General features: G+C 70.4%; 24 protein-coding genes. 20 read left to right on the forward strand and 4 right to left on the reverse strand.

Annotation, left to right across the window (positions count from 1 at the left end; translation table 11 throughout):
- Positions 1-266 precede the first annotated feature (266 nt).
- Positions 267-1,694 carry a sugar porter family MFS transporter gene (locus tag BST44_RS02155; protein WP_083174816.1) on the forward strand — a complete coding sequence of 476 codons (1,428 nt, stop codon included), beginning with the start codon at positions 267-269 and terminating at the stop codon, positions 1,692-1,694.
- A 35-nt stretch (positions 1,695-1,729) separates the two neighbouring features.
- On the opposite strand, the gene BST44_RS02160 is transcribed toward BST44_RS02155, so the two are convergent.
- A complete protein-coding gene (locus tag BST44_RS02160) occupies positions 1,730-2,245 on the reverse strand; it encodes an amino-acid N-acetyltransferase (protein ID WP_208619711.1) in 516 nt (171 codons plus the stop codon).
- A 56-nt stretch (positions 2,246-2,301) separates the two neighbouring features.
- Here BST44_RS02160 and pgsA point away from each other — a divergent pair, with 56 nt between their 5' ends.
- The 4 genes from pgsA to pspM all read left to right on the forward strand — a co-directional run bounded on the left by pgsA (position 2,302) and on the right by pspM (position 5,128).
- Positions 2,302-2,901 carry a CDP-diacylglycerol--glycerol-3-phosphate 3-phosphatidyltransferase gene (pgsA, locus tag BST44_RS02165; protein ID WP_083174820.1) on the forward strand — a complete coding sequence of 200 codons (600 nt, stop codon included), beginning with the start codon at positions 2,302-2,304 and terminating at the stop codon, positions 2,899-2,901.
- A gap of 117 nt (positions 2,902-3,018) precedes the next feature.
- Positions 3,019-3,357, forward strand: coding sequence for a transcriptional regulator ClgR (gene clgR / locus BST44_RS02170; RefSeq protein ID WP_083174822.1), 339 nt, complete (start codon positions 3,019-3,021; stop codon positions 3,355-3,357).
- Positions 3,358-3,484: 127 nt separating this feature from the next.
- On the forward strand, positions 3,485-4,309 hold the full coding sequence (gene pspA / locus BST44_RS02175) for a phage shock protein PspA (protein ID WP_083174824.1): 825 nt from the start codon (positions 3,485-3,487) through the stop codon (positions 4,307-4,309).
- A gap of 9 nt (positions 4,310-4,318) precedes the next feature.
- On the forward strand, positions 4,319-5,128 hold the full coding sequence (gene pspM / locus BST44_RS02180) for a phage shock envelope stress response protein PspM (protein ID WP_083174826.1): 810 nt from the start codon (positions 4,319-4,321) through the stop codon (positions 5,126-5,128).
- A 15-nt stretch (positions 5,129-5,143) separates the two neighbouring features.
- On the opposite strand, the gene BST44_RS02185 is transcribed toward pspM, so the two are convergent.
- Positions 5,144-5,575: a limonene-1,2-epoxide hydrolase family protein gene (locus BST44_RS02185; protein ID WP_083174828.1), complete on the reverse strand. Its 432-nt coding sequence runs from the start codon at positions 5,573-5,575 to the stop codon at positions 5,144-5,146.
- Between the two features lie 53 nt (positions 5,576-5,628).
- Between BST44_RS02185 and BST44_RS02190 the strand changes: the two genes are divergently transcribed.
- Genes BST44_RS02190 through BST44_RS02200 form a run of 3 tightly spaced genes read left to right on the forward strand, consistent with a single transcriptional unit; the run spans position 5,629 to position 7,332 of the window.
- Complete coding sequence (locus BST44_RS02190) at positions 5,629-6,795, forward strand: glycosyltransferase (RefSeq protein ID WP_083174830.1); 1,167 nt, start codon at positions 5,629-5,631, stop codon at positions 6,793-6,795.
- A 32-nt stretch (positions 6,796-6,827) separates the two neighbouring features.
- Complete coding sequence (locus BST44_RS02195; RefSeq protein ID WP_083175081.1) at positions 6,828-7,094, forward strand: hypothetical protein; 267 nt, start codon at positions 6,828-6,830, stop codon at positions 7,092-7,094.
- A 43-nt stretch (positions 7,095-7,137) separates the two neighbouring features.
- Positions 7,138-7,332 (forward strand): DUF3046 domain-containing protein, encoded by a 195-nt coding sequence (locus BST44_RS02200; RefSeq protein ID WP_083174831.1) that lies wholly within the window; start codon positions 7,138-7,140, stop codon positions 7,330-7,332.
- 111 nt (positions 7,333-7,443) lie between these two features.
- On the opposite strand, the gene BST44_RS02205 is transcribed toward BST44_RS02200, so the two are convergent.
- Positions 7,444-8,115 (reverse strand): (2Fe-2S)-binding protein, encoded by a 672-nt coding sequence (locus tag BST44_RS02205; RefSeq protein WP_083174833.1) that lies wholly within the window; start codon positions 8,113-8,115, stop codon positions 7,444-7,446.
- A gap of 362 nt (positions 8,116-8,477) precedes the next feature.
- Here BST44_RS02205 and recA point away from each other — a divergent pair, with 362 nt between their 5' ends.
- The 4 genes from recA to BST44_RS02225 are packed head-to-tail and all read left to right on the forward strand — an operon-like array spanning position 8,478 to position 12,176.
- Positions 8,478-9,530, forward strand: a complete 1,053-nt coding sequence (recA, locus tag BST44_RS02210) for a recombinase RecA (protein ID WP_007171543.1) — start codon at positions 8,478-8,480, stop codon at positions 9,528-9,530.
- Positions 9,496-10,017, forward strand: coding sequence for a recombination regulator RecX (recX, locus tag BST44_RS02215; RefSeq protein ID WP_083174834.1), 522 nt, complete (start codon positions 9,496-9,498; stop codon positions 10,015-10,017). The genes recA and recX overlap by 35 nt, the downstream gene beginning before the upstream one ends.
- Before the next feature lie 60 nt (positions 10,018-10,077).
- Positions 10,078-11,568, forward strand: coding sequence for a tRNA (N6-isopentenyl adenosine(37)-C2)-methylthiotransferase MiaB (gene miaB, locus BST44_RS02220; RefSeq protein ID WP_208619717.1), 1,491 nt, complete (start codon positions 10,078-10,080; stop codon positions 11,566-11,568).
- A complete protein-coding gene (locus BST44_RS02225) occupies positions 11,565-12,176 on the forward strand; it encodes an Rv2732c family membrane protein (protein ID WP_083174837.1) in 612 nt (203 codons plus the stop codon). Before miaB ends, BST44_RS02225 begins: the two co-directional genes overlap by 4 nt.
- On the opposite strand, the gene BST44_RS02230 is transcribed toward BST44_RS02225, so the two are convergent.
- The gene (locus BST44_RS02230; RefSeq protein ID WP_083174839.1) at positions 12,173-13,534 is read right to left on the reverse strand and encodes a DUF349 domain-containing protein; all 1,362 of its coding nucleotides are present in this window, start codon (positions 13,532-13,534) and stop codon (positions 12,173-12,175) included. The two genes, BST44_RS02225 and BST44_RS02230, sit on opposite strands and share 4 nt — an antisense overlap.
- A gap of 261 nt (positions 13,535-13,795) precedes the next feature.
- Here BST44_RS02230 and BST44_RS02235 point away from each other — a divergent pair, with 261 nt between their 5' ends.
- From BST44_RS02235 to BST44_RS02275, 8 genes are all read left to right on the forward strand, one after another.
- On the forward strand, positions 13,796-14,644 hold the full coding sequence (locus BST44_RS02235) for a DMT family transporter (RefSeq protein WP_083174840.1): 849 nt from the start codon (positions 13,796-13,798) through the stop codon (positions 14,642-14,644).
- Positions 14,645-14,898: 254 nt separating this feature from the next.
- The gene (locus BST44_RS02240) at positions 14,899-15,861 is read left to right on the forward strand and encodes a DMT family transporter (RefSeq protein WP_142274333.1); all 963 of its coding nucleotides are present in this window, start codon (positions 14,899-14,901) and stop codon (positions 15,859-15,861) included.
- A 68-nt stretch (positions 15,862-15,929) separates the two neighbouring features.
- Positions 15,930-16,619: a class III extradiol ring-cleavage dioxygenase family protein gene (locus tag BST44_RS02245; protein ID WP_083174842.1), complete on the forward strand. Its 690-nt coding sequence runs from the start codon at positions 15,930-15,932 to the stop codon at positions 16,617-16,619.
- A 7-nt stretch (positions 16,620-16,626) separates the two neighbouring features.
- On the forward strand, positions 16,627-17,556 hold the full coding sequence (gene miaA, locus BST44_RS02250; RefSeq protein WP_083175083.1) for a tRNA (adenosine(37)-N6)-dimethylallyltransferase MiaA: 930 nt from the start codon (positions 16,627-16,629) through the stop codon (positions 17,554-17,556).
- Positions 17,557-17,560: 4 nt separating this feature from the next.
- Positions 17,561-18,445: a diaminopimelate epimerase gene (gene dapF / locus BST44_RS02255; RefSeq protein WP_083174843.1), complete on the forward strand. Its 885-nt coding sequence runs from the start codon at positions 17,561-17,563 to the stop codon at positions 18,443-18,445.
- Positions 18,446-18,491: 46 nt separating this feature from the next.
- Positions 18,492-19,913 carry a GTPase HflX gene (gene hflX, locus BST44_RS02260; protein ID WP_083174845.1) on the forward strand — a complete coding sequence of 474 codons (1,422 nt, stop codon included), beginning with the start codon at positions 18,492-18,494 and terminating at the stop codon, positions 19,911-19,913.
- A gap of 89 nt (positions 19,914-20,002) precedes the next feature.
- Positions 20,003-21,163: an acyl-CoA dehydrogenase family protein gene (locus BST44_RS02265; RefSeq protein WP_083174846.1), complete on the forward strand. Its 1,161-nt coding sequence runs from the start codon at positions 20,003-20,005 to the stop codon at positions 21,161-21,163.
- A 581-nt stretch (positions 21,164-21,744) separates the two neighbouring features.
- Positions 21,745-23,991 (forward strand): LGFP repeat-containing protein, encoded by a 2,247-nt coding sequence (locus tag BST44_RS02275; protein ID WP_083174848.1) that lies wholly within the window; start codon positions 21,745-21,747, stop codon positions 23,989-23,991.
- The last annotated feature ends 6 nt before the right edge of the window (positions 23,992-23,997 follow it).

The raw sequence follows: 23,997 nt of genomic DNA on the forward strand, positions 1-23,997 counted from the left end.
GTGTCACAGTACTAAGGAAACGGTTTGCCAGGATTTGAGGCCGTCCTCCCCGGATCGATGGAGACGCTTCGGACCGGCGCCCAAGCCGAGTGGATCGGCCGGATGCGCGAAGACCGCCATCGCGGCGCCACCGGTTGACCACCGCGAGTGACCAGAATCCGAGCAGAGGGCAGGGAGGCGATGACGATCCCCGCCCGGCCGGCCAGCCAGCTCGGGGTTGGTCATGTCCGCGACGACTGCCTACCAGGCCGGCGCCAGCGCTGCTCGTGACCGAAGACGATTCGGCAGCGTCGCACAGCGCCTGTGGCGCCGACGGGGACACGGAAAAGCAACTGACCGGTGCCGTGGTCATCATCGCCCTCGTCGCGGCGATCTCGGGGATGCTCTACGGCTACGACACGGGTGTCATCTCCTGGGCCCTGTTGCAGCTCACGGAGGACTTCAACATCACCGCGGGCTGGCAGCAGGTGATCGCCGCCAGCATCCTGCTCGGTGCCATCATCGGTGCGCTGACGTGCAGTTGGCTTTCCGATCTGCGCGGCCGGCGCGGCACCCTGCTGATGCTGGCGGTGGTGTTCATCGTCGGCGCACTGTGGTGCGCCGACGCGCCGGAGTCTGTTGCGCTGTCGCTGGGACGGCTGGTCCTGGGCTTCGCGGTTGGCGGGGCGACGCAGACGGCACCGATGTATGTCGCCGAGCTCTCGCCGCCGGCCTACCGGGGACGGTTGGTGCTGTGCTTCCAGATCGCGATCGGGGTGGGCGTCCTCGTCGCCACCCTCGTCGGGGTCGCCGAGTCGACCAACTGGCGAGGGCCGATCGGACTCGCCTGCGTGCCCGCCGCGATCATGCTGTGGCTGTTGTTGCGCCTGCCGGAAAGTCCGCGCTGGCTGGTCAAGCAGGGCGATCGAGACACCGCAAAAGCTGTGCTGGAGCATGTCCGGCCCGAGGGCTACGACGTGGGCACCGAACTGAATGAAGCGATCGAACTCGCCCGCGTCGAACGCGCGGCCAGCACCCGCGGGTGGCGCGGGCTGCGCGACGCCTGGGTGCGCCCGGCCCTGGTCCTCGGTTGCGGCATCGCGGTGTTCACCCAGCTCAGCGGCATCGAGATGATCATCTACTACTCGCCGACCATATTGACCGACGACGGCGTGTACCGGTCCGTGGCGCTGCGGATGTCGGTCGGTTTGGGTGCGACATACCTGATCGCCCAACTGATCGGGCTGGCCATCATCGACCGGGTCGGCCGGCGCCGGCTCACCCTCATCATGGTGCCGGGCGCGGCGATCAGCCTCTTCGTGCTGGGCCTGCTCTTCGTCACCAGCGGCAGCGGTCACGACGTGATTCCCTACATCGTGATCTGCCTGATCGCCTTCATGCTGTTCAACGCCGGTGGGCTGCAGCTGATGGGGTGGCTGACCGGCTCGGAGACCTATCCGCTGGCGGTGCGGCCCGCGGCCACCGCCGTGCAGTCGGCGACGCTATGGGGGACCAACCTGCTCATCACGCTGACGATGCTGTCGCTCATCAAAGCGATCGGGGTCGGGCCCTCGATGTGGCTCTACGCGTTGTTCAACGTGGCGGCGTGGGTCTTCGTGTTCTTCCGCATGCCCGACCTCACCGGTAAGAGCCTGGAGGAGATCGAGAACAAGCTGTCCGAGGGGACGTTCCGGCCGTCGGATTTCAGGCGCTGACGAATCGGGCGGTGCGGCAAGTAAGTTCCTTCGCGTCACAGCACCAGCAGCATCCGGGAATTGCCCAGGATGTTGGGTTTGACGTAGCTCAGGTCCAGGAACTCGGCCACGCCGATGTCGTAGGAACGGCACATCTCCTCGAACACCTCGGCGGTCACCGGCGTGCCCTCGATCTCGGTGAACCCGTGCTTGGCGAAGAACTCGGTCTCGAACGTCAGCACGAACAGCCGCTTCAGCTGCAGCTCGCGCGCGACCTCGAGCAGACGGTCGACGATCGCGTGGCCGATGCCGCGGCCGGTCATCGCCGGGTCGACCGCGACGGTGCGAATCTCGCCCAGGTCCGACCACATCACGTGCAGCGCGCCGCAGCCGACCACGTCGCCGCCGGATTCGGCCACCCAGAACTCCTGCACGGCCTCGTACAGCGTCACCAGGTTCTTCTCCAGCAGAATCTTCCCGGAGTAGGTGTCGACGAGTTGCTTGATCGCGGGGACGTCGGACGTTCGCGCGCGTCGCACCGCCAGTCGGTGGTCCTGCGGACTTTCGGTCACGGCTAACAGTATCGGCATCGCGAACGGGTGCGCTGGTCAACGGTTATTCTGTTGCAGTGTCGGGGCAGCCGGAGACCGGTCCGTTGATGGGACCGCCAGGCCGCGTCCACATCGCAAACCTCGCCAACACGCTGACGTTGCTGCGGCTGGTGTTGGTCCCGATCTTCCTGCTCGCCCTGTTCGCCAAGGACGGCCACGAGATCGCCTTCCGGGTCCTGGCTTTCGTGATTTTCGCGGTCGCCGCCATCACGGACCGGCTGGACGGCCTGCTGGCCCGCAACTACGGCATGGCAACCGAGTTCGGCGCGTTCGTCGACCCGATCGCGGACAAGACGCTGGTCGGCTCGGCGCTGATCGGGCTGTCGATGCTCGGTGAGCTGCCGTGGTGGGTCACGATCGTGATCCTGGTTCGCGAGTTCGGGGTGACCGTGCTGCGGCTGGCCGTGATTCGCCGTGGGGTCATCCCCGCCAGTTGGGGCGGCAAGATCAAGACCGTGGTGCAGGCGGCGGCGATCGGCTTGTTCATCCTGCCGCTTTCGGGGCCGTTCCGGGTGACGGCGGCCGTGGTGATGGGTGTGGCGATCGTGCTGACGGTCATCACCGGCATCGACTATGTGGTGTCGACCGTGCGGGAAGTGCGCCGCGCCGCCGACTGATTCTGGGTTCGCCGAACGGGAACCAAGACCCCGCCGACCGCGTTTCACGTAATGAGCGCCTGCCGGACGCGGTCGATCGCCGCGCCGAGCGGGCTGACTGGACGAAGGAGGGCAGAAATGCCGTCATTGGTGCGCGAGGTGATCGGCGACGTGCTGCGCGAGGCCCGGATGACCCAGGGCCGGACGCTGCGCGAGGTGTCCGATTCGGCGCGGGTGAGCCTCGGCTACCTGTCCGAGGTGGAGCGCGGGCGCAAGGAGCCCTCCAGCGAGCTGCTCAACGCGATCTGCGACGCGTTGGAGGTGCCGCTGTCGTCGGTGCTCATCGACGCAGGCGAGCGGATGGCCGGCCGGGAGCGGGTGGCCCACGGGGCGCCCGTCGACGGCGTGCGGGGTCCGAGCATCGACGCCGACACCAAGGTCGTCATCCCGCCGGTCGCGTCCCTGGCGATCGCCTGAGCGCGGCCCCGGGCGGGGATCCAGCGCCAGGGGTGGGGCGATCGGCGCCGACCCACTAAATTGAGCGACAAGCGACGGCCCATCCAAGGACCATCCGGCCTATAAGAAGCGAAGGTGGAGCTCACTCATGGCCAATCCGTTCGTCAAAGCGTGGAAGTACCTGATGGCGCTGTTCAACGCGAAAATCGACGAGCACGCCGACCCCAAGGTGCAGATCCAGCAGGCCATCGAGGAGGCGCAACGCACGCATCAGGCGCTGACCCAGCAGGCGGCGCAGGTGATCGGCAACCAGCGCCAACTGGAGATGCGGCTCAACCGGCAACTCGCCGACATCGAAAAGCTGCAGGTCAACGTGCGTCAGGCGTTGACGCTCGCCGATCAGGCCACCGCCGCCGGTGACGCCGCCAAGGCCGCCGAATACAACAACGCCGCCGAAGCGTTCGCGGCCCAGCTCGTCACCGCCGAGCAGAGCGTCGAGGATCTCAAGACGCTGCACGACCAGGCCCTCAACGCCGCCGCCCAGGCCAAGAAGGCCGTCGAGCAGAACGCGATGGTGCTGCAGCAGAAGATCGCCGAGCGCACCAAACTGCTCAGCCAGCTCGAGCAGGCGAAGATGCAGGAACAGGTGAGCGCCTCGCTGCGGTCGATGAGCGAGATCGCCGCGCCCGGCAACGTGCCCAGCCTCGACGAGGTGCGCGACAAGATCGAGCGCCGTTACGCCAACGCGATCGGGGCGGCCGAGCTCGCCCAGGGTTCGGTGCAGGGCCGCATGCTCGAGGTCGAGCAGGCCGGGGTGCAGATGGCCGGTCACTCCCGCCTGGAGCAGATCCGCGCGTCGATGCGCGGCGAGGCGCTGCCGACCGGCGGGGCGGCCGCCGCCGGCGCCACCCCGGAGGCGGCCCCGGCCGAGACCACCGGCGGCGCGGTCACCGAGAAGCCCTTTGGCCAGTAACCGGGTGTCATGGCGGTGAGCGAGACGCGGGGTGGGCTCTGGCGCACGGTGCTGGGCCGTGGGCTGGCCACCGCCGCCGACCTTTCCGGCCTGGTCGCCCAGAAGCTCAGCGCCGCCGCGGATCCGCGCGCGCGGCTGCTGCGGCGGCGCCGCCGCGCGCTGCGGTGGGGCCTGATCTTCGCCGTCGGCTGCGTGTTCTGGGCGGTGGTGACGATGCTGCTGGCGGCGTGGGGATGGTTCGCGCTGCTGCTCGAGATCACCGGCGCCGTCGCGGTCGTCATGGCCATCCCGGCGACGCTGTTGCTGCTCCGCTACCGGTGGCTGCGTGCCGAGCCGCTGCCCACGCCGCGCCCGACGAACGTGCGCCGGCTGCCGCCGCCCGGTTCGGCGGCGCGGCCCGCGATGTACGCGTTGGGCGCCTCCGAACGCGGTTTCGTCTCGCTGCTGAACGTGATCGAGCGGGGCTCGATGCTGCCGACCGCCGAGATCCGCGACCTCACCGCGGCGGCCGACAAATCTTCGGCGGCCATGGCCGCCACCGCCGCGGAAGTGGTCTCGATGGAGCGGGCGGCGCAATCCAGCGACTCGTCGCGGTCGTACCTGGTGCCCACCATCAACGCGTTCACCGCGCAGCTCAGCGCCGGCGTCCGCCAGTACAACGAAATGGTCACCGCCGCAGCGCAACTGGTGTCGTCCGCGAACGGCGACCAGTTGGCCGCCTCGCAGCGCTACCGCGCCGAGCTGACCGGTGCAACCGATCGGCTGGTGGGTTGGGCGCAGGCGTTCGACGAACTCGGCGGTCTGCGCGGCGCCAGCTGACCCGTCTCGGGCGGGCTAGAACGTCGCCTTCAGGGACGGCAGCACCAGCGCGGCCAGGCCGCGAACGGTCGCCTTGAACATGTCGAACAAGTCGAAGTAGTCGCGCCACAACGTGATCTTCCCGTCGTGCACCTCGAACACGCCGCACACCCAGAACTGAAGCCGCAGTGGGCCGAAGATCAACGCGTCGGTGCGCTCGGTGAGCACCGCCCCGCCCTCGGCGGCGATCCGGTGGATCTTCACCTCGAAGGCGGCGCGCCCGTCCATCTGGCGGAAAAGCTTCATGGCCCTGGCGCGGCCGTGAATGGTCGGCAGCCCGACATTTTCGTAGACGAGGTTGTCGTCCAGGGCCGCGTCGGCGGCGTCGTAATCCGCATCCTGCAGAGCGTTCAGAAAGCCCTCGACCGTGCGGGTGTTCGCAACGGCCGTCCCGGTCAGCTCGGTCATGATGGCCAGCGTAGGCGAGCGTCGCGGCCGCGCGCTGTGGCAGGGTAGGGCCGATGCGCGTCGCCGTGGTCGCCGGGCCGGATCCCGGGCACTCGTTTCCGGCCATCGCGCTGTGCCGACGCTTCGCCGAAGCCGGCGACGAGCCCACGCTGTTCACCGGCGCCGAGTGGGTCGACACCGCCCGCGCCGCCGGGATCGACGCCGCCGCGCTGGACGGGCTGGCGGCCACCGACGACGACGTCGACGCCGGCGCGCGGATCCACCGGCGCGCGGCGCGGATGGCCGTCCTCAACGTGCCGGCGCTGCGCGCCCTGGCGCCCGACCTGGTGGTATCAGACGTCATCACCGCCGGCGGCGGCATGGCCGCCGAGCTGCTGGGCCTCCCGTGGATCGAGCTCAACCCGCACCCGCTGTACCTGCCGTCGAAAGGGTTGCCGCCGATAGGCAGCGGGCTGGCGCCGGGCGCCGGGATCCGCGGCCGGCTGCGCGACGCCACGATGCGGGCGCTCACCGCGCGGTCCTGGCGCGCGGGGCTGCGGCAGCGCGCGGCCGTGCGGGCCGAAATTGGGCTGCCCGCGCGCGACCCCGGACCGCTGCGGCGGCTGATCGCCACCCTGCCCGCCCTCGAGGTGCCGCGCCCGGACTGGCCCGCGGAGGCCGTGCTGGTGGGCCCGTTGCACTTCGAACCGACCGATCGGGTGCTGGACATCCCGGCGGGCCCGGGCCCCGTGGTGGTGATCGCCCCGTCGACCGCGTCGACCGGCACCGAGGGGCTGGCCGAGGTCGCGCTGGCCCGGTTGCGGCCCGGGGAGACGCTCCCGGCGGGGTCTCGGCTGGTGGTCTCGCGGCTGGGGGGAGCGGACTTGCGGGTGCCGCCGTGGGCGGTGGTCGGGCTCGGCAGCCAGGCGGAGTTGTTGCGGCACGCCGACCTGGTGATCTGCGGCGGCGGGCACGGCATGGTGGCCAAGACGCTGCTGGCGGGGGTGCCGCTGGTGGCGGTGCCCGGCGGCGGGGACCAGTGGGAGATGGCCAACCGGGTGGTCCGGCAGGGCAGCGGGCGGCTGATCCGGCCGCTGACCGCCGACGCGCTGGTGGCCGCCGCGAATGACGTGCTGTCCTCGCCCCGCTATCGGGCGGCCGCGCAATCCGCCGCCGCGAGCGTCGCCGCGGTCAGCGATCCGGTGCGGGTGTGCCACGAAGCGCTCGCCCTGGCGGGATGATGGTCGGGGCCTGCGAAAGGAGGGGGACGGCAATGAGGACGATCGCGGCGGGCGGTTTGCTGCTCGCCGCCTTGATGTTCAGCTCGGGGGTGGCCCGCGCCGACAGCGCCGATGAGCAGCAGGCGTGCCAGTTGATGGACGACCCCGCGGCAGCGGAGCAGGGGCTCGCTCCGGCCGAATACGCCTTCATGCGATTGCGCGCCAGGATGTCGGCGGAGTGGGCGCGGACCATCATGTCGGTGGCGGTGCAGGACTACTGCCCCAATCACCTGACGGACCTGCCGGCCAGCTGGCGGTGATGCGGCCGGTGTCCGATCGCCGCCGGGTGGGTATCTTGCTGGCGTGCGGCTAACGGAATTCAACGAGCGGGTCGTCCTGCGATTCGGGGCGGCGTACGGTTCTTCGGTGCTGGCGGACCACGTGCTGACCGCTTTCGGCGGCCGGACCGCCGCCCAGGCGATCGACGACGGGGTCGAGCCCCGCGACGTGTGGCGCGCCCTGTGCGTCGACTTCGACGTGCCGCGCGAACAGTGGTGAATCAGGCGGTGGCAGCGTTGGGTGTGCGCTGGTGGCTTTGAGTGTGTAGCGGTGGCGTGATCGGGGCCGTTTCCCCGCCCTGGACGCACACTCAAAGCCCTGGACGCACACTCATCCCCGGTTCGACGACGGTGGCTTCTCGAAGACGCAGTCGCCGCAGACGGATCCGCCGGGCAGGCGGTAGAAGAGGCAGCAACTGCGGCGTTTGAAGTCCAGGAGCGGGCCGGCGACGACGCCCGAACCGGCCAGCACGCCGATGCCCAGCAGCGCCTCGGTCGTCTCGGCGATCCGCGGGCCGAGGTCGGGGCGCGCCACCAGCAGCGCCCGGGCGGCCCCGGCCAGCGCGGACGCGATGTTGCCCGCGAGCAGCGCCGGCGCCAGCCCCACCCGCAGTCCGGCGGCGAGCGGTTGCATGTGGTCGTGCACGACCACCCGGTACAGCACCTCCGGCGCGTCGACGGGGCTCCCGACGGGGGCGGGCAACCGCAGTTGCGCCCCGTCGTCGGCGCGGTGCAGATCGCCCAGGTCGGGGACGACGCCGTGGCCGAGCGCGCAGGCGAGCACCGGCGACCAGAGCCGGGTGGCGTGGCCGAGATGGACCAGCGAGGCGGCGACCCGCAGGTCCGTCGTGTGATAGCGCCGGGCGGTGGCGTCGACCAGGTCGGTGAAGCCGTCGGCGTAAGACCGGCCGACCGGGTGCCATCCGGCCGCGTCGCCGCCCGCGGTCAATGCGAAAAACCCTTTGTAGGAAGATATTTCGGCCAGCTCGGCAGAGATGTCCATGTGTGCGCGACCAAGCCTCCTTCAAGGGGAGATCCGCCCCGGCGTCGTGCGGAAGCGCCGGCGGCGAGTGTCCGGCCCGCGGGGCGGACCCCGGTCAGGGGGACCGCATCGGATTCACGCCGGTTTACTCGGGCTTCGTCGGGCTTCGTCTGGCTTCGTCTGGCTTATCGGCCCCGTCGGCCCCTTTCGGCAGCAGATGTTGCCACACGGGTCGCAGGGCCCGGCGTGTCCACTTGAATCGAACACGTGTTCGGCTACTGTGGGGAACGTTCGGTGAGTCAACTTGTCGGTGGCCTTCTCTAGTGTCACGGCCAACCGACCGACACCGGTCACCGAACACACCGAACCATAGGAGAGGCACCATGGCGCAAGCCCCCGACCGCGAGAAGGCTCTCGAACTGGCGATGGCCCAGATCGAGAAGAGCTACGGCAAAGGCTCGGTGATGCGTCTCGGCGACGAGATGCGTCAGCCGATCTCGGTCATCCCGACCGGATCCATCGCACTGGACGTGGCCCTGGGCATCGGCGGGCTGCCCCGCGGCCGGGTCGTGGAGATCTACGGCCCGGAATCCTCGGGTAAGACCACCGTCGCCCTGCACGCGGTGGCCAACGCCCAGGCCGCCGGTGGCGTCGCGGCGTTCATCGACGCCGAGCACGCCCTGGACCCCGATTACGCCAAAAAGCTTGGCGTGGACACCGATTCCCTGCTGGTGAGCCAGCCCGACACGGGGGAGCAGGCCCTCGAGATCGCCGACATGCTGATCCGCTCCGGCGCGCTGGACATCCTGGTCATCGACTCGGTGGCGGCGCTGGTGCCGCGCGCGGAGCTCGAGGGCGAGATGGGTGACAGCCACGTCGGGCTGCAGGCCCGGCTGATGAGTCAGGCGCTGCGGAAAATGACCGGCGCGCTGAACAACTCGGGAACCACCGCGATCTTCATCAACCAGCTGCGCGAGAAGATCGGGGTGATGTTCGGCAGCCCGGAAACCACCACGGGTGGAAAGGCCTTGAAGTTCTACGCGTCGGTGCGTATGGACGTGCGCCGGATCGAGACGCTCAAGGACGGCACCAATGCGGTCGGCAACCGCACCCGCGTCAAGGTCGTCAAGAACAAGGTGTCGCCGCCCTTCAAGCAGGCCGAGTTCGACATCCTCTACGGCAGGGGGATCAGCCGGGAGGGCTCGCTGATCGACATGGGTGTGGAGCAGGGCTTCATCCGCAAGTCCGGTTCCTGGTTCACCTACGAGGGCGAGCAGCTCGGTCAGGGTAAGGAGAACGCCCGCACCTTCCTGATGGAAAACGACGAAGTGGCCAACGAGATCGAGAAGAAGATCAAGGAAAAGCTCGGCATTGGCGCGGTCGTGACCGATGGCTTGTCCGATGACAGCGTCCTGCCCGCCCCCGTCGATTTCTGAGCCCTCCCGCGAGGAGCAGGCGCGGACGCTGTGCCTGCGCCTGCTCACCGCGAGGGCGCGCACCCGGGCCGAACTGCACGGCCAACTGGCGAAACGCGGTTACCCCGAGGACGTCAGCGCCTCCGTGCTCGACCGGCTCGCCGCCGTCGGCCTAATCGACGACGCCGACTTCGCCGAACAGTGGGTGGTCGCCCGCCGGGTGAAGGCGGGCAAGAGCAAGCGGGCGCTGGCTGCCGAACTGCACACCAAGGGCGTCGACAGGGACGTGATCGCCACCGCGCTGTCGGGGATCGACGCGGGCGCCGAACGCGACCGCGCCGAGCAGTTGGTGCGGGCCAAGCTGCGCCGGGAGACGCTGGATGATGACGACGCGCGGCTGACCCGACGGCTGGTCGGGATGCTGGCGCGTCGTGGCTACAGCCAGAACCTGGCGTGCGAGGTGGTGATCGCCGAGCTGGCCGCCGAACGGGAGCGCCGCCGGGTCTAGCCCGTGACGTGCGGTTTCTCGCCCGCCGACGGGTCGCCGTACCATGGCCCCGTGACTTCGATGGTGGTTTCGGCGCGGACGTATCAGGTCCGCACCTATGGCTGCCAGATGAATGTCCACGATTCCGAGCGGCTGGCGGGCCTGTTGGAAGCGGCCGGATACCAGCGCGCGGTCGACGGCTCGGACGCCGACGTGGTCGTCTTCAATACCTGCGCCGTCCGCGAGAACGCCGACAACAAGCTGTACGGAAACCTCAGCCACCTCGCCCCGCGCAAGCGCGGCAATCCCGAGATGCAGATCGCGGTCGGGGGATGCCTGGCGCAAAAGGATCGGGACGCATTGCTGCGCAAGGCGCCCTGGGTCGACGTCGTGTTCGGCACCCACAACATCGGGTCGCTGCCCACGCTGCTCGAACGGGCCCGGCACAACAGGGCCGCCCAGGTGGAGATCGCCGAGTCGCTACAGGAGTTTCCGTCGTCGTTGCCCAGCGCACGCGAATCAGCCTATGCAGCTTGGGTTTCCGTCTCGGTCGGGTGCAACAACAGCTGCACCTTCTGCATCGTCCCGTCGCTGCGGGGCAAGGAGGTCGACCGCAGCCCGGCCGACATCCTGGCCGAGGTGCGCGCGCTGGTGGCCGACGGCGTGCTCGAGGTCACGCTGCTGGGCCAGAACGTCAACGCCTACGGGGTGTCCTTCGCCGACCCGGCTCAACCCCGCGACCGGGGCGCCTTCGCGCGGCTGCTGCGTGCCTGCGGGGACATCGACGGGCTGGAGCGGGTGCGGTTCACCTCGCCGCATCCGGCCGAATTCACCGACGACGTCATCGAGGCCATGGCGCAGACGCCGAACGTCTGCCCCGCCCTGCACATGCCGCTGCAGTCGGGCTCGGACCGCGTGCTGCGCGCGATGCGGCGCTCGTACCGCGCCGAGCGCTACCTCGGCATCATCGACCGCGTTCGCGCGGCCATGCCGCACGCCGCCATCACCACCGATCTGATCGTCGGGTTCCCCGGCGAGACCGAAGAGGACTTCGCGGCCACCCTGGACGTGGTGCGGCAGGCCCGGTTCGCGGCCGCGTTCACCTTCCAGTACTCCAAGCGGCCCGGCACCCCGGCCGCCGAGCTCGACGGGCAACTCCCGAAAGCCGTTGTGCAGGAGCGCTACGACCGGCTGGTCGAGCTGCAGGAGCAGATTTCGCTGGAGGGCAACCGCGCGTTGGTCGGCCAGACCGTGGAACTGTTGTGCGCCGCCGGCGAGGGGCGCAAGGACACCCGGACCGCCCGGATGACCGGCCGCGCCCGCGACGGCCGCCTGGTGCACTTCGGCGCCGACGATCGGGTGCGCCCGGGCGATGTCGTCACCGCGGAAATCACCCAGGCCGCGCCCCACCACCTCATTGCCGACGGCGGCATCCTGAGCCATCGCGGCACCCGCGCGGGGGACGCGCACGCCGCCGGGCTGCGCCCGCGCGGCATCGGTCTCGGCATGCCCGCCGTCGGAGCGCCCCCCGAACCCGCAAACCCCACCGAAACCCTTGGATGTGCCCGATGAAGGAAGAACACCCCCACCTGGACGCCCTGCGCACGGAGATCGAGGCCGCCGAGCGCCGCGTGGCGCGTGGATTCGACCCTGGCCCACGCGGTTTCGTCGTCGCGATCCTGATCTTCGTGCTGCTGGGATCGTTCATCCTGCCGCACACCGGCGCGGTGCGGGGCTGGGACGTCCTGTTCAGCAGCCACGGCGCCGGCGCGGCCGCGGTGGCGTTGCCGTCGCGGGTGTTCGCCTGGCTGGCGCTGGTGTTCGGCGTCGGGTTCTCGATGCTGGCGCTGATGACGCGGCGCTGGGCGCTGGCCTGGGTCGCGCTGGCCGGTTCTGCGCTCGCCGGCGCGGCGGGCATGTTGGCCATCTGGTCGCGCCAGACCGTCGCCGCGGGGCACCCGGGCCCGGGGCTGGGGCTGATCGCGGCCTGGATCGTCGTCCTCGCGCTGACCTACCAGTGGGCCCGGGTGGTGTGGTCACGCACCATCGTCCAGCTCGCCGCCGAGGAGCAGCGACGCCGCGTCGCGGCGGAGCAGCAGTCGATCACCTTGCTCGACAGGCTGGACAGCGCGGCGGGGGCCGACGCGGCGGACCGGGCGCCGCGCGACCCCGAAGCCTAGGGTTTGCGGGCCAGCGCCTCGGCGGCCGCCTGCGCCCACTGCCGCCACTGTTCGGCGTTGGCCCTGGCCTCTTCGGCCTCTTTGGTGCGGCCCGCCGCCGCGGCCTTCTGAGCCTGCTGCTCGTACTGTTCGGCGCGGGTGCGGAACTGCTCTGCCCGGGCCTGCGCCTGGGGGTCCGACCAATCGGCCTCGCCCGCGTCACGCACCTTCTTCTCGACCGCGCGCAGCCGACGTTCCAGCTCCGCGGACCGTTCCCGCGGCACCTTGCCGATCGCGTCCCACTTCTCGGCGATCGAGCGCAGCGCCGCGCGGGCCGCGTCGTGATTGCTGGTGTCGATCTTCTCCGCCTCGGCCAGCAGCGCCTCCTTGGCGCCCGCGTTGGCCCGCAGCTCCGCATCCTTTTCCGCCGTCGCCGCGTTGCGGGCCGTGAAGAACACGTCCTGGGCGGCCTTGAACCGTCGCCACAGGGCGTCGTCGACGTCCCGGGCCGCCCGGCCCGCCGCCTTCCACTCCGTGAGCAGCTTGCGGAATTCGGCGCTCGTGGCGGTCCAGTCCGTCGAATCGGACAACTCCTCGGCGCGCTCGCACAGCCGTTCCTTCGCCTGGCGGACGCCCAGTCGCTCCCGGTCCAGTTCGGCGAAGTGGGAACCCCGCCGCCGGTTGAAGGCCTCCCGGGCCGCCGAATACCGCTTCCACAGCGCGTCGTCGACCTTGCGGTCCAGGCCGTTGATCGTCTTCCACTCGTCCAGGATCGCCCGCAGCCGGTCCCCGGCGGCCTTCCACTGCGTCGAGTTGGCGCCCAGCTCCTCGGCCTCGGCGGCCAGCGCCTCCTTGCGCGCGGTCTGGGCCGCGCGATGCTCCTCGCGGCGGGAGCGTTCCGCGGCGACGGTGGCCTCGACCTGGTCGATGAGGCTGGTCAATCGCCGCGCGAGTGCGTCGATGTCGCCCAGTACGGACGCCGTCGGCAACGTTTCGGCCAGCTCGGCCGCGTGGGCCTTGATCTTGCGGGCGTCTCCCGTCCCCGCCGCCAGCCGCTCTTCCATCAGGGTGACTTCGGTGCTCAGGTCGTCGAACCGCCGGCCGAAGTGGGCGAAGGCGGCTTCGGCGTCACCGGCCTGCCAGGACCCGACGACGCGCTCGCCGGCGGAGGTGACCAGCCAGACCGTGCCGTCGTCGTCGACCCGTCCGAACCGATGCGGATCGCTGCGCGGGGGTGCCGGCACCGGGTGGGCGGTGGGCCGCGGCCCCGGGCTCGCCGGGCGGGGCCCGGGACGCGGTCCCGGGCGGGGCGCCGGACGCGAAACCGGTTGGGGCACCGGCCCGGCCGAATCTGCGCCGCGGGGTTCGTCAGCCGTCATGCGCTCGTCACCTACCCTTCGCGCGGTCGCTGTCCCGCGCACCTGCCGCGCGTAGCGGCACCGTCTGCTGCGGCCGTGGGCGGGCCAATGCGGTTCACCCAACAGCTGCTTAACAGTATTCAAGCAGCTTGGCGGCCCGCGCGCCGCCACCTGAGATCTTCCCGCCCGGGATGCGTCGGCGCAGGGGCAGCGGGTATGACAATTGTCCGTACCCCGAAGTCCGTACCCCGAAGTCCGTACCCCGACTCGGACGGAGAAACCATGGCCAAGGCGGACATTGCCGCTTTGCTCGCGCTGGCGTCCGCGCTCTGCGTCGCGATCGGCGACGTCCTGCAGCAGCGCGCCACCCACCGGATCACCGACACATCAGCCGGGCAGCTCCAACTGTTCCTCAGGCTGCTCGGCAATCAGCGGTGGCGGTGGGGCGCCCTGATGCTGGTCGTCAGCATCGTCTTGCAGGCGGCCGCGCTCGACCAGGGTTCGGTGCTGCTCGTGCAGGCGCTGCTCGTGCTCTCGCTGCTGTTCGCGCTGCCGATCAGCGCCAGGTTGGCCCGGCGCGCCGTGACCGCCCGGGAGTGGGTCTGGGCCGTCGTGCTCACCGCGGCGGTGACCGTGATCGTGACCGTCGGTAACCCGCAGGCGGGCCGTTCCACGGCGCCGCTGCGGACCTGGGCCATCGTGGCGGCGGTGCTGGCGCCGCTGCTGCTCGCCTTCGTGTCCGGTTCGCTGTGGGCCGTCTTCGCGGTGCTCGCCAAGGGCGTCGTCCACCGGATCGGCGACGGCGGGTGGGCAGTGGTCCGGACACCGGAGCTCTACGCCTGGCTGGTGGTCGCGCTGGCCGGGTTCGCGTGGGAGCAGGCGGCGTTCCGGGCCGGTTCGCTGACCGCGTCGATGCCCACGCTCGAGGTGTCCCAACCGGTGGTGTCGGCCGTGCTGGGCGTCGTCGTTCTCGGCGAGACGCTCGACACCGGCCGCTCCGGGATGCTGGCACTGGCCGTGGCGGCGCTGGTCATGGCGGCCGCCACCGTCGAGCTCGCCCGCGTCGACGCCTCCGCCACCCGCGAGAGGATCGAGGCGCGGCTCGGGGACGCCGCCGCGCAACCGGCGTGAGCACCGCGCGTCGGGTCGGTGCCGCGCGCCCGGGGCGGGTACCGTCGTGCTGTCGTACGGGGGCAGTTTGAATTCATAGAGTTAGCACAGTCGTTACCCAGCTTTGTGAAGTAACAATGAAACGGTTACCTACCAGGCCGTCCGCGCAGGGCGCAGGGCCATACAGTTGTAGTTGAACTGGCCGCAAACGCCGCGTGTATTCCGGCTCTCCGGGGGAACGCCTGGTGGAAATCATGTGAGGTGAGGGGTCGCCCATGTCCAAAGTTGACGTCGCGGCGTTGATCGCGTTGTGCGCCGCGATGGCATCCGCGGTCGGCGACGTGATCCGTCAGCGCTCGGCGCAGGAGATCACCGACAAGCAGGTCGGGCATCTCGAACTGTTCCGGATGTCGTTGAAGGACGCCCGCTGGTGGCTGGGCGGCATGGCCGCCGTCACGAATTACAGCCTCCAGGCCGGGGCCCTGGCCTGGGGCTCCGTGGTGCTGGTGACCGCGCTGCAGGTGACGGCCTTGCTGTTCGCCCTGCCCATCTATGCCCGCCTCGCCCGCCAGCGAGTCAGCCGCTGGGAGTGGATCTGGGCGCTCGTCCTGGCAGGGGCGCTGGCTGTGGTCATCATCGTCGGCGACCCGGCGCAGGGCCAGCAGCGCGCCTCGACGCAGACCTGGGGCATCGTCGCGCTGGTGATGGTGCCGCTGCTGGTGTCCTGTGTGGTGGCGGCCCGCATCTGGTCGGGGAGCCCGTTCGCGGCCGTGCTGCTCGCGCTCGTCGCGGGTTCGTCGTTGGCGCTGTTCGCGGTGCTGACCAAGGGAATCGTGGAGATGGCCGAACACAGCGTGGTGGGCGTGCTGACGTCGCCGGAGTTCGTCCCCTGGCTCCTGGTGGCCCTAACCGGAATGGTCTTCCAGCAGTCGGCCTTCCGCGCCGGTTCGCTGACGGCCTCGCTGCCGACCATGACCGTGGCCAAGCCCGTGGTCGCCGGTCTGCTCGGGGTGCTTGTCCTGGGGGAGACGCTGAACGCGGACGGCCCGAAGGCGTTCGTGCTGATCGCGGCGGTGGCGGTGGTGATCGTCGCGACGGTCGCCCTGGCTCGCGGTGAGGCGGCCACGATGGTGGCTCAGACCGGGCGCGACGTGGGAACCGTCCCCGAGAACGAGGCCCCCGCGGGATCGGACGTCGACCCTTTTAAGGGCCCCGTCGTCGCGGTGGAGTGCCCGTAGCAGGCGACTCGTCGCGGCATGCGACGGCGAGTCGACCGATCGCTCCGGCGAAACGTTAGTTTGGTGGCGTGCTCAGCGGCATTGCCATCGTTCCGTCGGCGCCGGTGCTGGTGCCCGAGCTCGCCGGCGCGGCCGCCGCGGAGGTGACCGACCTGGTGGGCGCGGTGCTCGCGGCGGCCGCCCTCCTACCCGCGCGCTGGACCGTCGTCGGGGTCGCGGAACGCGACGACGTGTTGGGCCCCGACACCGCCGGTACGTTCGCGGGGTTCGGCGCGGACGTCCGCGTCCGGCTCTCCCCGGGGTCCGACACCCCGCCGCCCGCCGATCTGCCCCTGTGCGCGTTGGTGGCCGCCTGGGTCCGCGGCCAGGTCCGGCCCGACGCGACCGCCCGGGCGCGGGTCTACTCCGCCGACCACGACGCCGCGACCGCGCTGGCCCTGGGCCGGCGCCTGCGCGCCGAGCTCGACGGGGCACCGGAACCGACGGGGGTGCTGGTGGTGGCCGACGGCGCGAACACCCTGACGCCGGGCGCGCCCGGCGGCTACGACCCCGGCAACGCCGAGGCGCAGCTGGCGCTCGACGACGCGCTGGCAACCGGCGACCTGGCCGCCCTGGCGCGCGTGCCCGGGCAGATCCCGGGCCGGGTCGCCTTTCAGGTGCTGGCCGGCCTGGGCGAACCGGGACCGCGATCGGCGAAAGAGCTTTACCGGGGCGCGCCCTACGGCGTGGGCTACTTCGCCGGCGCCTGGCAGCTCTGAGGTGACCGTGCGACCGCTGGCCATCATCGGCCCCACCGGAACCGGCAAGTCGCAGCTGGCGCTCGACTTCGCGGAGCGGCTCGGCGCCGAGATCGTGAATGCCGACGCGATGCAGCTGTATCGCGGGATGGACATCGGCACCGCCAAGCTTCCCGTCGACCAACGCCGCGGCATCCCGCACCACCAGCTCGACGTCCTGGACGTCACCGAGAGCGCCACGGTCGCCCGGTATCAGCAGGCCGCCGCCGCGGACGTGGAGGCCATCGCGGCCCGCGGCGCCGTGCCCGTCATCGTGGGCGGTTCCATGCTCTACATCCAGTCCCTGCTCGACGACTGGTCGTTCCCCGCCACCGACCCGGCCGTGCGGGCGCGCTGGGAGCAGCGGCTGGCCGAGGTCGGGGTGGGCGGCCTGCACGCCGAGCTGGCCCGCCGCGACCCCGCCGCCGCGGCGACCATCCTGCCCACCGACGCGCGGCGCACCGTGCGAGCGCTCGAAGTCGTCGAGCTGACCGGCCAGCCGTTCGCCGCGTCCGCGCCACGCATCGGTCACCCGAGGTGGGACACCGCCATCGTCGGCCTGGACTGCGAGACGCCGGTGCTGGACCAGCGGCTGGCCCGGCGCACCGACGCCATGTTCGACCAGGGCCTGGTCGGCGAGGTGAGCGCGCTGCTCGACGAGGGCCTGCGCGACGGGGTCACCGCGTCGCGCGCGCTGGGCTACGCCCAGGTGATCGAGGCGCTCGACGCCGGGGGCGGCGCCGAGCGGCTGCGCGAGGCGCGGGAGCAGACGTACGTGGGCACCCGCCGCTACGTGCGGCGGCAGCGATCCTGGTTCCGCCGTGACCACCGGGTGCACTGGCTGGACTCCGAAATAGGGGGGGCCGACGGCACCCGGCTGGTCGACGAGGCTTTGCGGGCGTGGGGCCACGTATCCTGAGCAGGTGATTTTCGCGAAGGGCCACGGCACCGAGAACGACTTCCTGGTGCTCCCGGACGCGGGGGCCGCGCTTGACCTGACCGCGGCCCGGGTGGCCGCCTTGTGCGACCGCCGGCGCGGCTTGGGGGCCGACGGGGTGCTGAGGGTCACCAGCGCGGCCGCCGCCCTGTCGGCCGGGGTGCTCGACCGGTTGCCCGACGGCGTCGCCTCGGGAGATTGGTACATGGACTACCGCAACGCCGACGGCTCGATCGCGCAGATGTGCGGCAACGGGGTACGGGTGTTCGCGCACTACCTGCGGGCCAGCGGCATGGAGGCCCGCGACGAGTTCGTGGTTGCGTCGGCGGCGGGCCCGCGGCCGGTCACCGTGCACCGCGCCGACGCGACCCGCGCCGACATCACCGTCGACATGGGCAAGGCCAACAGGCTCGGCAGCGGGGGACCCGCCTTCGAGGCGACGGTCGGCGGGCGCCGGTTCGCCGGCCTGGCGGTCGACGTGGGTAATCCGCACCTGGCGTGCGTGGATCCGGCGCTGACCGCCGAGGAGCTGGCAGGGCTGGACGTGGCGGCCCCGGTCAGCTTCGACCACGCCCAGTTCCCGGAGGGGGTCAACATCGAAGTCCTCACGGCGCCGGCCGACGGGGCGGTGCGGATGCGGGTGCACGAGCGCGGCGTCGGCGAGACCCGCTCGTGCGGGACGGGCACGGTCGCGGCCGCGGTGGCCGCGCTGGCCGCCGCCGGGGCGGACACCGGCACGCTGGCGGTGCGGGTGCCGGGCGGCGAGGTCGTCGTCACCGTCACCGACGCCACCAGCTACCTGCGGGGGCCGTCGGTCCTGCTGGCGCACGGGGAGGTGAGCGGGGAATGGTGGGACGCGCAGGGGCGTTAATTGGGGTGCACGACGCCGATTCGCCGTGCATCATTCTGTATTGCCTATGACACATCCTGATTTCTCCACTCCCACTGTGCCGGAGCCAAGCACCGGCGAGCTCGCCCTCGAAGAACGGTCGGCGCTGCGCCGCGTCGCCGGTCTGTCGACCGAACTCACCGACGTCTCCGAGGTCGAGTACCGCCAGCTCCGGCTGGAACGCGTCGTACTGGTCGGCGTGTGGACCGACGGCACCGCCGCCGACAGCGAGGCCAGCATGGCCGAGTTGGCCGCCCTCGCCGAGACCGCGGGCTCCCAGGTGCTCGAGGGGCTCATCCAGCGCCGCGACAAGCCGGACCCGTCGACCTACATCGGGTCGGGCAAGGCCCAGGAGTTGCGCGAGGTGGTGCTGGCCACCGGCGCCGACACCGTGATCTGCGACGGTGAACTGTCCCCGGCGCAGCTGACCGCGCTGGAAAAGGCGGTGAAGGTCAAGGTGATCGACCGCACGGCGCTGATCCTGGACATCTTCGCCCAGCACGCCACCAGCCGGGAGGGTAAGGCGCAGGTGTCGCTGGCCCAGATGGAGTACATGCTGCCGCGGCTGCGCGGCTGGGGTGAGTCGATGTCCCGGCAGGCCGGTGGCCGGGCCGGCGGCAGCGGGGGAGGCGTGGGCCTGCGCGGTCCGGGTGAAACGAAGATCGAGACCGATCGCCGCCGCATCCGCGAACGAATGTCCAAGCTGCGCCGCGAGATCAAGGACATGAAACAGGTCCGCGACACCCAGCGCAGCCGGCGCCTGCAGAGCGACGTGCCCTCGATCGCCATCGTCGGCTACACCAACGCCGGCAAGTCGAGCCTGCTCAACGCGCTGACGGGGGCTGGGGTGCTGGTGCAGGACGCGTTGTTCGCCACGCTGGAGCCCACCACGCGTCGCGCTGAGTTCGCCGATGGTCGCCCGCTGGTACTCACCGACACCGTCGGGTTCGTCCGGCACCTGCCCACCCAGCTGGTCGAGGCCTTCCGCTCCACGCTGGAGGAGGTCGTCGACGCCGACCTGCTGCTGCATGTGGTCGACGGCTCCGATGCCAACCCGCTGGCCCAGATCAACGCGGTGCGCGCGGTGGTCTCCGAGGTCATCGCCGACCACAACGGTGACCCGCCCCCGGAGCTGTTGGTGGTCAACAAGGTCGACGCCGCGAGCGACCTGACGTTGGCCAAGCTGCGGCACGCGCTGCCCGGCGCGGTGTTCGTCTCGGCCAGGACCGGCGACGGGATCGGCGCCCTGCGGGCCAGGATGGAAGAGCTGGCCGTTCCCGCCGACACGGCCGTGGACGTGGTGATCCCGTATCACCGCGGCGACCTGGTGGCGCGATTGCACGCCGACGGTCGCGTGCAGCAGGAGGAGCACAATCCCGACGGCACCCGGATCAAGGCCCGGGTTCCGGTGGCGCTGGCCGGGCGCCTGCGGGAATTCTCCGCCCGCTGATCGCCGCCGGCCACCCCGCCGTACGCCGACCAACCGTCTGGTTGGTATATGTTGGGCGACAGAGTCCCCAGCCGCCGGAGGTCATCCACATGGGCAGTGCCGTCAAGTACCAGCGCACTCTTTTCGAGCCGGAGCACGACCTGTTCCGTGAGTCCTACCGGGCCTTCCTCGATCGCCACGTCGCCCCTCATCACGACGAGTGGGAGAAGGCGAAGATCGTCGACCGCGGCGTCTGGCTCGAGGCGGGCAAGCAGGGCTTCCTCGGCATGGCGGTCCCGGAGGAATACGGCGGCGGGGGCAACGCCGACTTCCGCTACAACACGATCATCACCGAGGAGACCACCTTCGGCCGCTACAGCGGCATCGGCTTCGGGCTGCACAACGACATCGTCGCGCCGTATCTGCTGGCGCTGGCCACCGAGGAGCAGAAGCAGCGCTGGTTGCCGAAGTTCTGCACCGGCGAGATCATCACGGCGATCGCGATGACCGAACCGGGCACCGGCAGTGACCTGCAGGGCATCAAGACCCGCGCGGTCGACCACGGCGACCACTACGTGCTCAACGGCGCAAAGACGTTCATCACCAACGGAATCAACGCCGACCTGGTGATCGTGGTGGCGCAGACCGATCCCGACAAAGGGGCGCAGGGCTTTTCATTGCTCGTCGTCGAGCGTGGCATGGAGGGCTTCGAGCGCGGCCGCCACTTGGACAAGATCGGGCTGGACGCGCAGGACACCGCCGAGTTGTCGTTCACCGACGTGAAGGTTCCCGCCGAGAACCTGCTCGGGCAGCAGGGTATGGGGTTCATCTACCTGATGCAGAACCTGCCGCAGGAACGGATTTCGATCGCCATCATGGCGGCCGCCGCGATGGAGCAGGTGCTGGAGGACACCCTGCAATACACCAAGGAGCGCAAGGCATTTGGCAAGCCGATCGGCAGCTTCCAGAACAGCCGCTTCGTGCTTGCCGAGCTCGCGACCGAGGCCACCGTGGTGCGCATGATGGTCGACGAGTTCATCCGGCTGCACCTGGACAAGCAGCTGACGGCCGAGCAGGCGGCGATGGCCAAGTGGTACTCCACCGAAAAGCAGGTGCACCTGATCGACCGTTGCCTGCAACTGCACGGTGGTTACGGCTACATGCGTGAATACCCCGTCGCGCGTGCCTATCTGGACGCGCGAGTGCAGACCATCTACGGCGGCACGACCGAGATCATGAAGGAGATCATCGGCCGCAGCCTCGGGGTCTAGCGCGTCAACTCCGTTGGCCGGCAGCGCCGTCGGAACCGGCGAATTTGCGCGGCGACGGCAAAGCGGTCGATGCCCCGTCCGCGGTCGTTTTCTCGGGTAGATCGTCGCCGAGTTAAAGGCGTCACGTACCGTCGGCGCATGTGTTTTGGGCACGCCGCCCGCGCAATGGCGCTTCGTCAAGCCGAAAAGCACGACGCCGCTGGCGAGCCGGTCACGTGCGGCGGCACGCACGCACGTAGATCAGCCAGGCGTGACACGGCCCGCGTGCCCTTGCCCGGCCCCACATCGGATTCGGGCGGGCCCGCGACAAGGGCGCGATGCCGTCGGTCGCGATTTGAGCGTGGCTTGGCATCATTTCGACATCGGCGTGGTATCCGTTTTTGTAATATGCGTGATTTGACTTCGCAATTTTCGCCGGCTGGAGCAAAGTTATCCGAGCCTCGCGATAATGCGAATCGGAACGGGGTTGTTTCCCCGCGGTCGGACTACGGCCCGCCCGCCGGCTGTGCAGGTGGGGGCGCAGCCGCCGATAGGGGCATAACCGCCGGCTGGGAGGCTTGGTGAACGGGCAGAGAGGTCACATGCGCAGGCTGGTCGGGAGCGCGCTGGTCGGCTTGACCGCTGCAGCGATAGCCGCCGCCGCGTTGCTGGCGCCCCCCGCGGCGGCGTCTCCGATCGGCGACGCCGAGGCGGCCATGATGGCGGCGTGGGAGAAGGCCGGCGGTGACGCTTCGCCCCTGGGCGCCCGCAAGGGCGACGTTTACCCCGCCGGCGACGGTTTCGTCCTGGACTTCGACGGCGGCAAGATGTTCTTCACCCCCGCGACCGGCGCCAAGTTCGTCTACGGGCCGATCCTGGACAAGTACGAGATGCTGGGCGGTCCCGCGGGCAGCGATCTGGGCTTTCCCGCCATCAACGAGGTGCCCGGTCTGGCTGGACCCGACAGCCGCGTGAGCACCTTCTCGGCCAGCGACAAGCCGGTCATCTTCTGGACGCCCGAGCACGGCGCGTTCGTCGTACGCGGCGCCATCAACGCCGCCTGGGACAAGCTGGGCAGTTCCGGCGGCGTGCTGGGGGTCCCGGTCGGCGACGAAACCTACAACGGCGAGGTGTCGGCGCAGAAGTTCAGCGGCGGTCAGGTCTCGTGGAACAGGCAGACCAAGCAGTTCACCACCGAGCCACCGGCACTTGCCGACCAGTTGAAGGGCCTGCAGGTGGCGATCGACCCGACCGCGGCCATCAACATGGCCTGGCGCGCGGCCGGCGGTCCCAACGGGCCGCTGGGCGTCAAGAAGGGCGCGCAGTATTCGATCGGCGGGGACGGGATCGTCCAGGACTTCGCCAACGGGAAGGTGTACTTCAGTCCGGCGACCGGCGCCAACGCCGTCGAGAGCAACGTCCTGGCCAAGTACGAGTCGCTGGGCGGCCCGGCCGGCAGCGACCTGGGTTTCCCCACCGCCAACGAGGCCGACGGCGGCATCCCGTCCAGCCGCGTCGTCACCTTCTCCGGTGCCGACAAGCCGGTCATCTTCTGGACCTCGGAGCACGGCGCGTTCGTGGTCCGCGGGGCCATGAAGGCGGCGTGGGACAAGCTCCGCGGGCCGACCGGCAAGCTCGGCGCGCCCGTCGGTGATCAGTCCGTCGACGGCGACGTCGTCTCCCAGCAGTTCACCGGCGGCAAGATCTCGTGGAACCGGGCGAAGAACACGTTCAGCACGGACCCGGCCAATCTCGCTCCGCTGCTTTCCGGCCTGCAGGTGTCGGGCCAGAACCAGCCGAGCAGTTCGGCGATGCCCACCCATGCGAAGAAGTTCGCGTGGCAGTGGTGGTGGTTGCTGGCCGCCGTCCCGGTGCTGGTGCTGATCGTCTTGGCGGGGTTGGTGGCCTTCGGCTGGCGTCGGCGTCGCGCCGGACGAGCCGAGGCCGAGTATGGGCCCCACCGCGACCTCGGTGTCGGTTACGACGCGGAAGGGGACCGGCACTGGGGGCCCGACGACGTCACCACCGACCATTTCGCACGGCAGCCGGAAGCGACCGGTGCCGAGCCCTCAGGCCGGGTCAGCTGGCGGCGCGGCGGCGCCGACGAGGGCGTGTTCGAGGCCGAGCAGGATCCCGACGCGGTGGACACCGACTCCTTCGCGGCCGTTTCACCGGCCGCCCTGTCGGAGGCCGGCTACGCCGAAACCGAAGGCGAATACGGGGAACCGGAATACGCCGAACCCGAGTACGGCGCATCCGAAGACGGCGTATCCGAGTACGCCGAAAGTGACTACGCGAACGAGGATTACGCGGAAGCCGGCGGGGATTACCCGGAAGCCGAGTACGCAGACGACGCGCGTGAGGCCGGCTACGCGGAGGCCGAGAGCCCGGAAGACGAGTACGTGGAGGCCGAATATCTCGACGTCGCCGTGCCGCATACACCTCCGGACGCCGGGTTCGACGCCGGCGCGTCGGATGCCGCCGCCCCCGAGGCCGAGTACCCGGACGTGGCGGCACCGCATGTTTCGGCGGACGTTGCCGACGGTTCCGGAGCCGTCGCGCCCGAAGCGGCCGCCGCACCCGTCGTCGCGCCCGAGCCACGCGGCGGGCGGCACGCGGCGGCGGACGACGAGGACAGCGGCGCGGGGGCCGGCCCGGCCGGACGCCCGACCATCCACCTGCCGCTCGACGACCCCTACCAGGTGCCCGAGGGATACCCGATCAAGGCGAGCGCCCGCTTCGGGCTGTACTACACGCCGGGCAGCGAGCTGTACCACGACACGCTCGCCGAAATCTGGCTGTCCAGCGAAGAAGTGGCGCAGGCCAACGGATTCGTCAAAGCCGACTGAACGGCC

It is taken from the genome of Mycobacterium scrofulaceum (assembly GCF_002086735.1).
Lineage (GTDB): Bacteria > Actinomycetota > Actinomycetes > Mycobacteriales > Mycobacteriaceae > Mycobacterium > Mycobacterium scrofulaceum.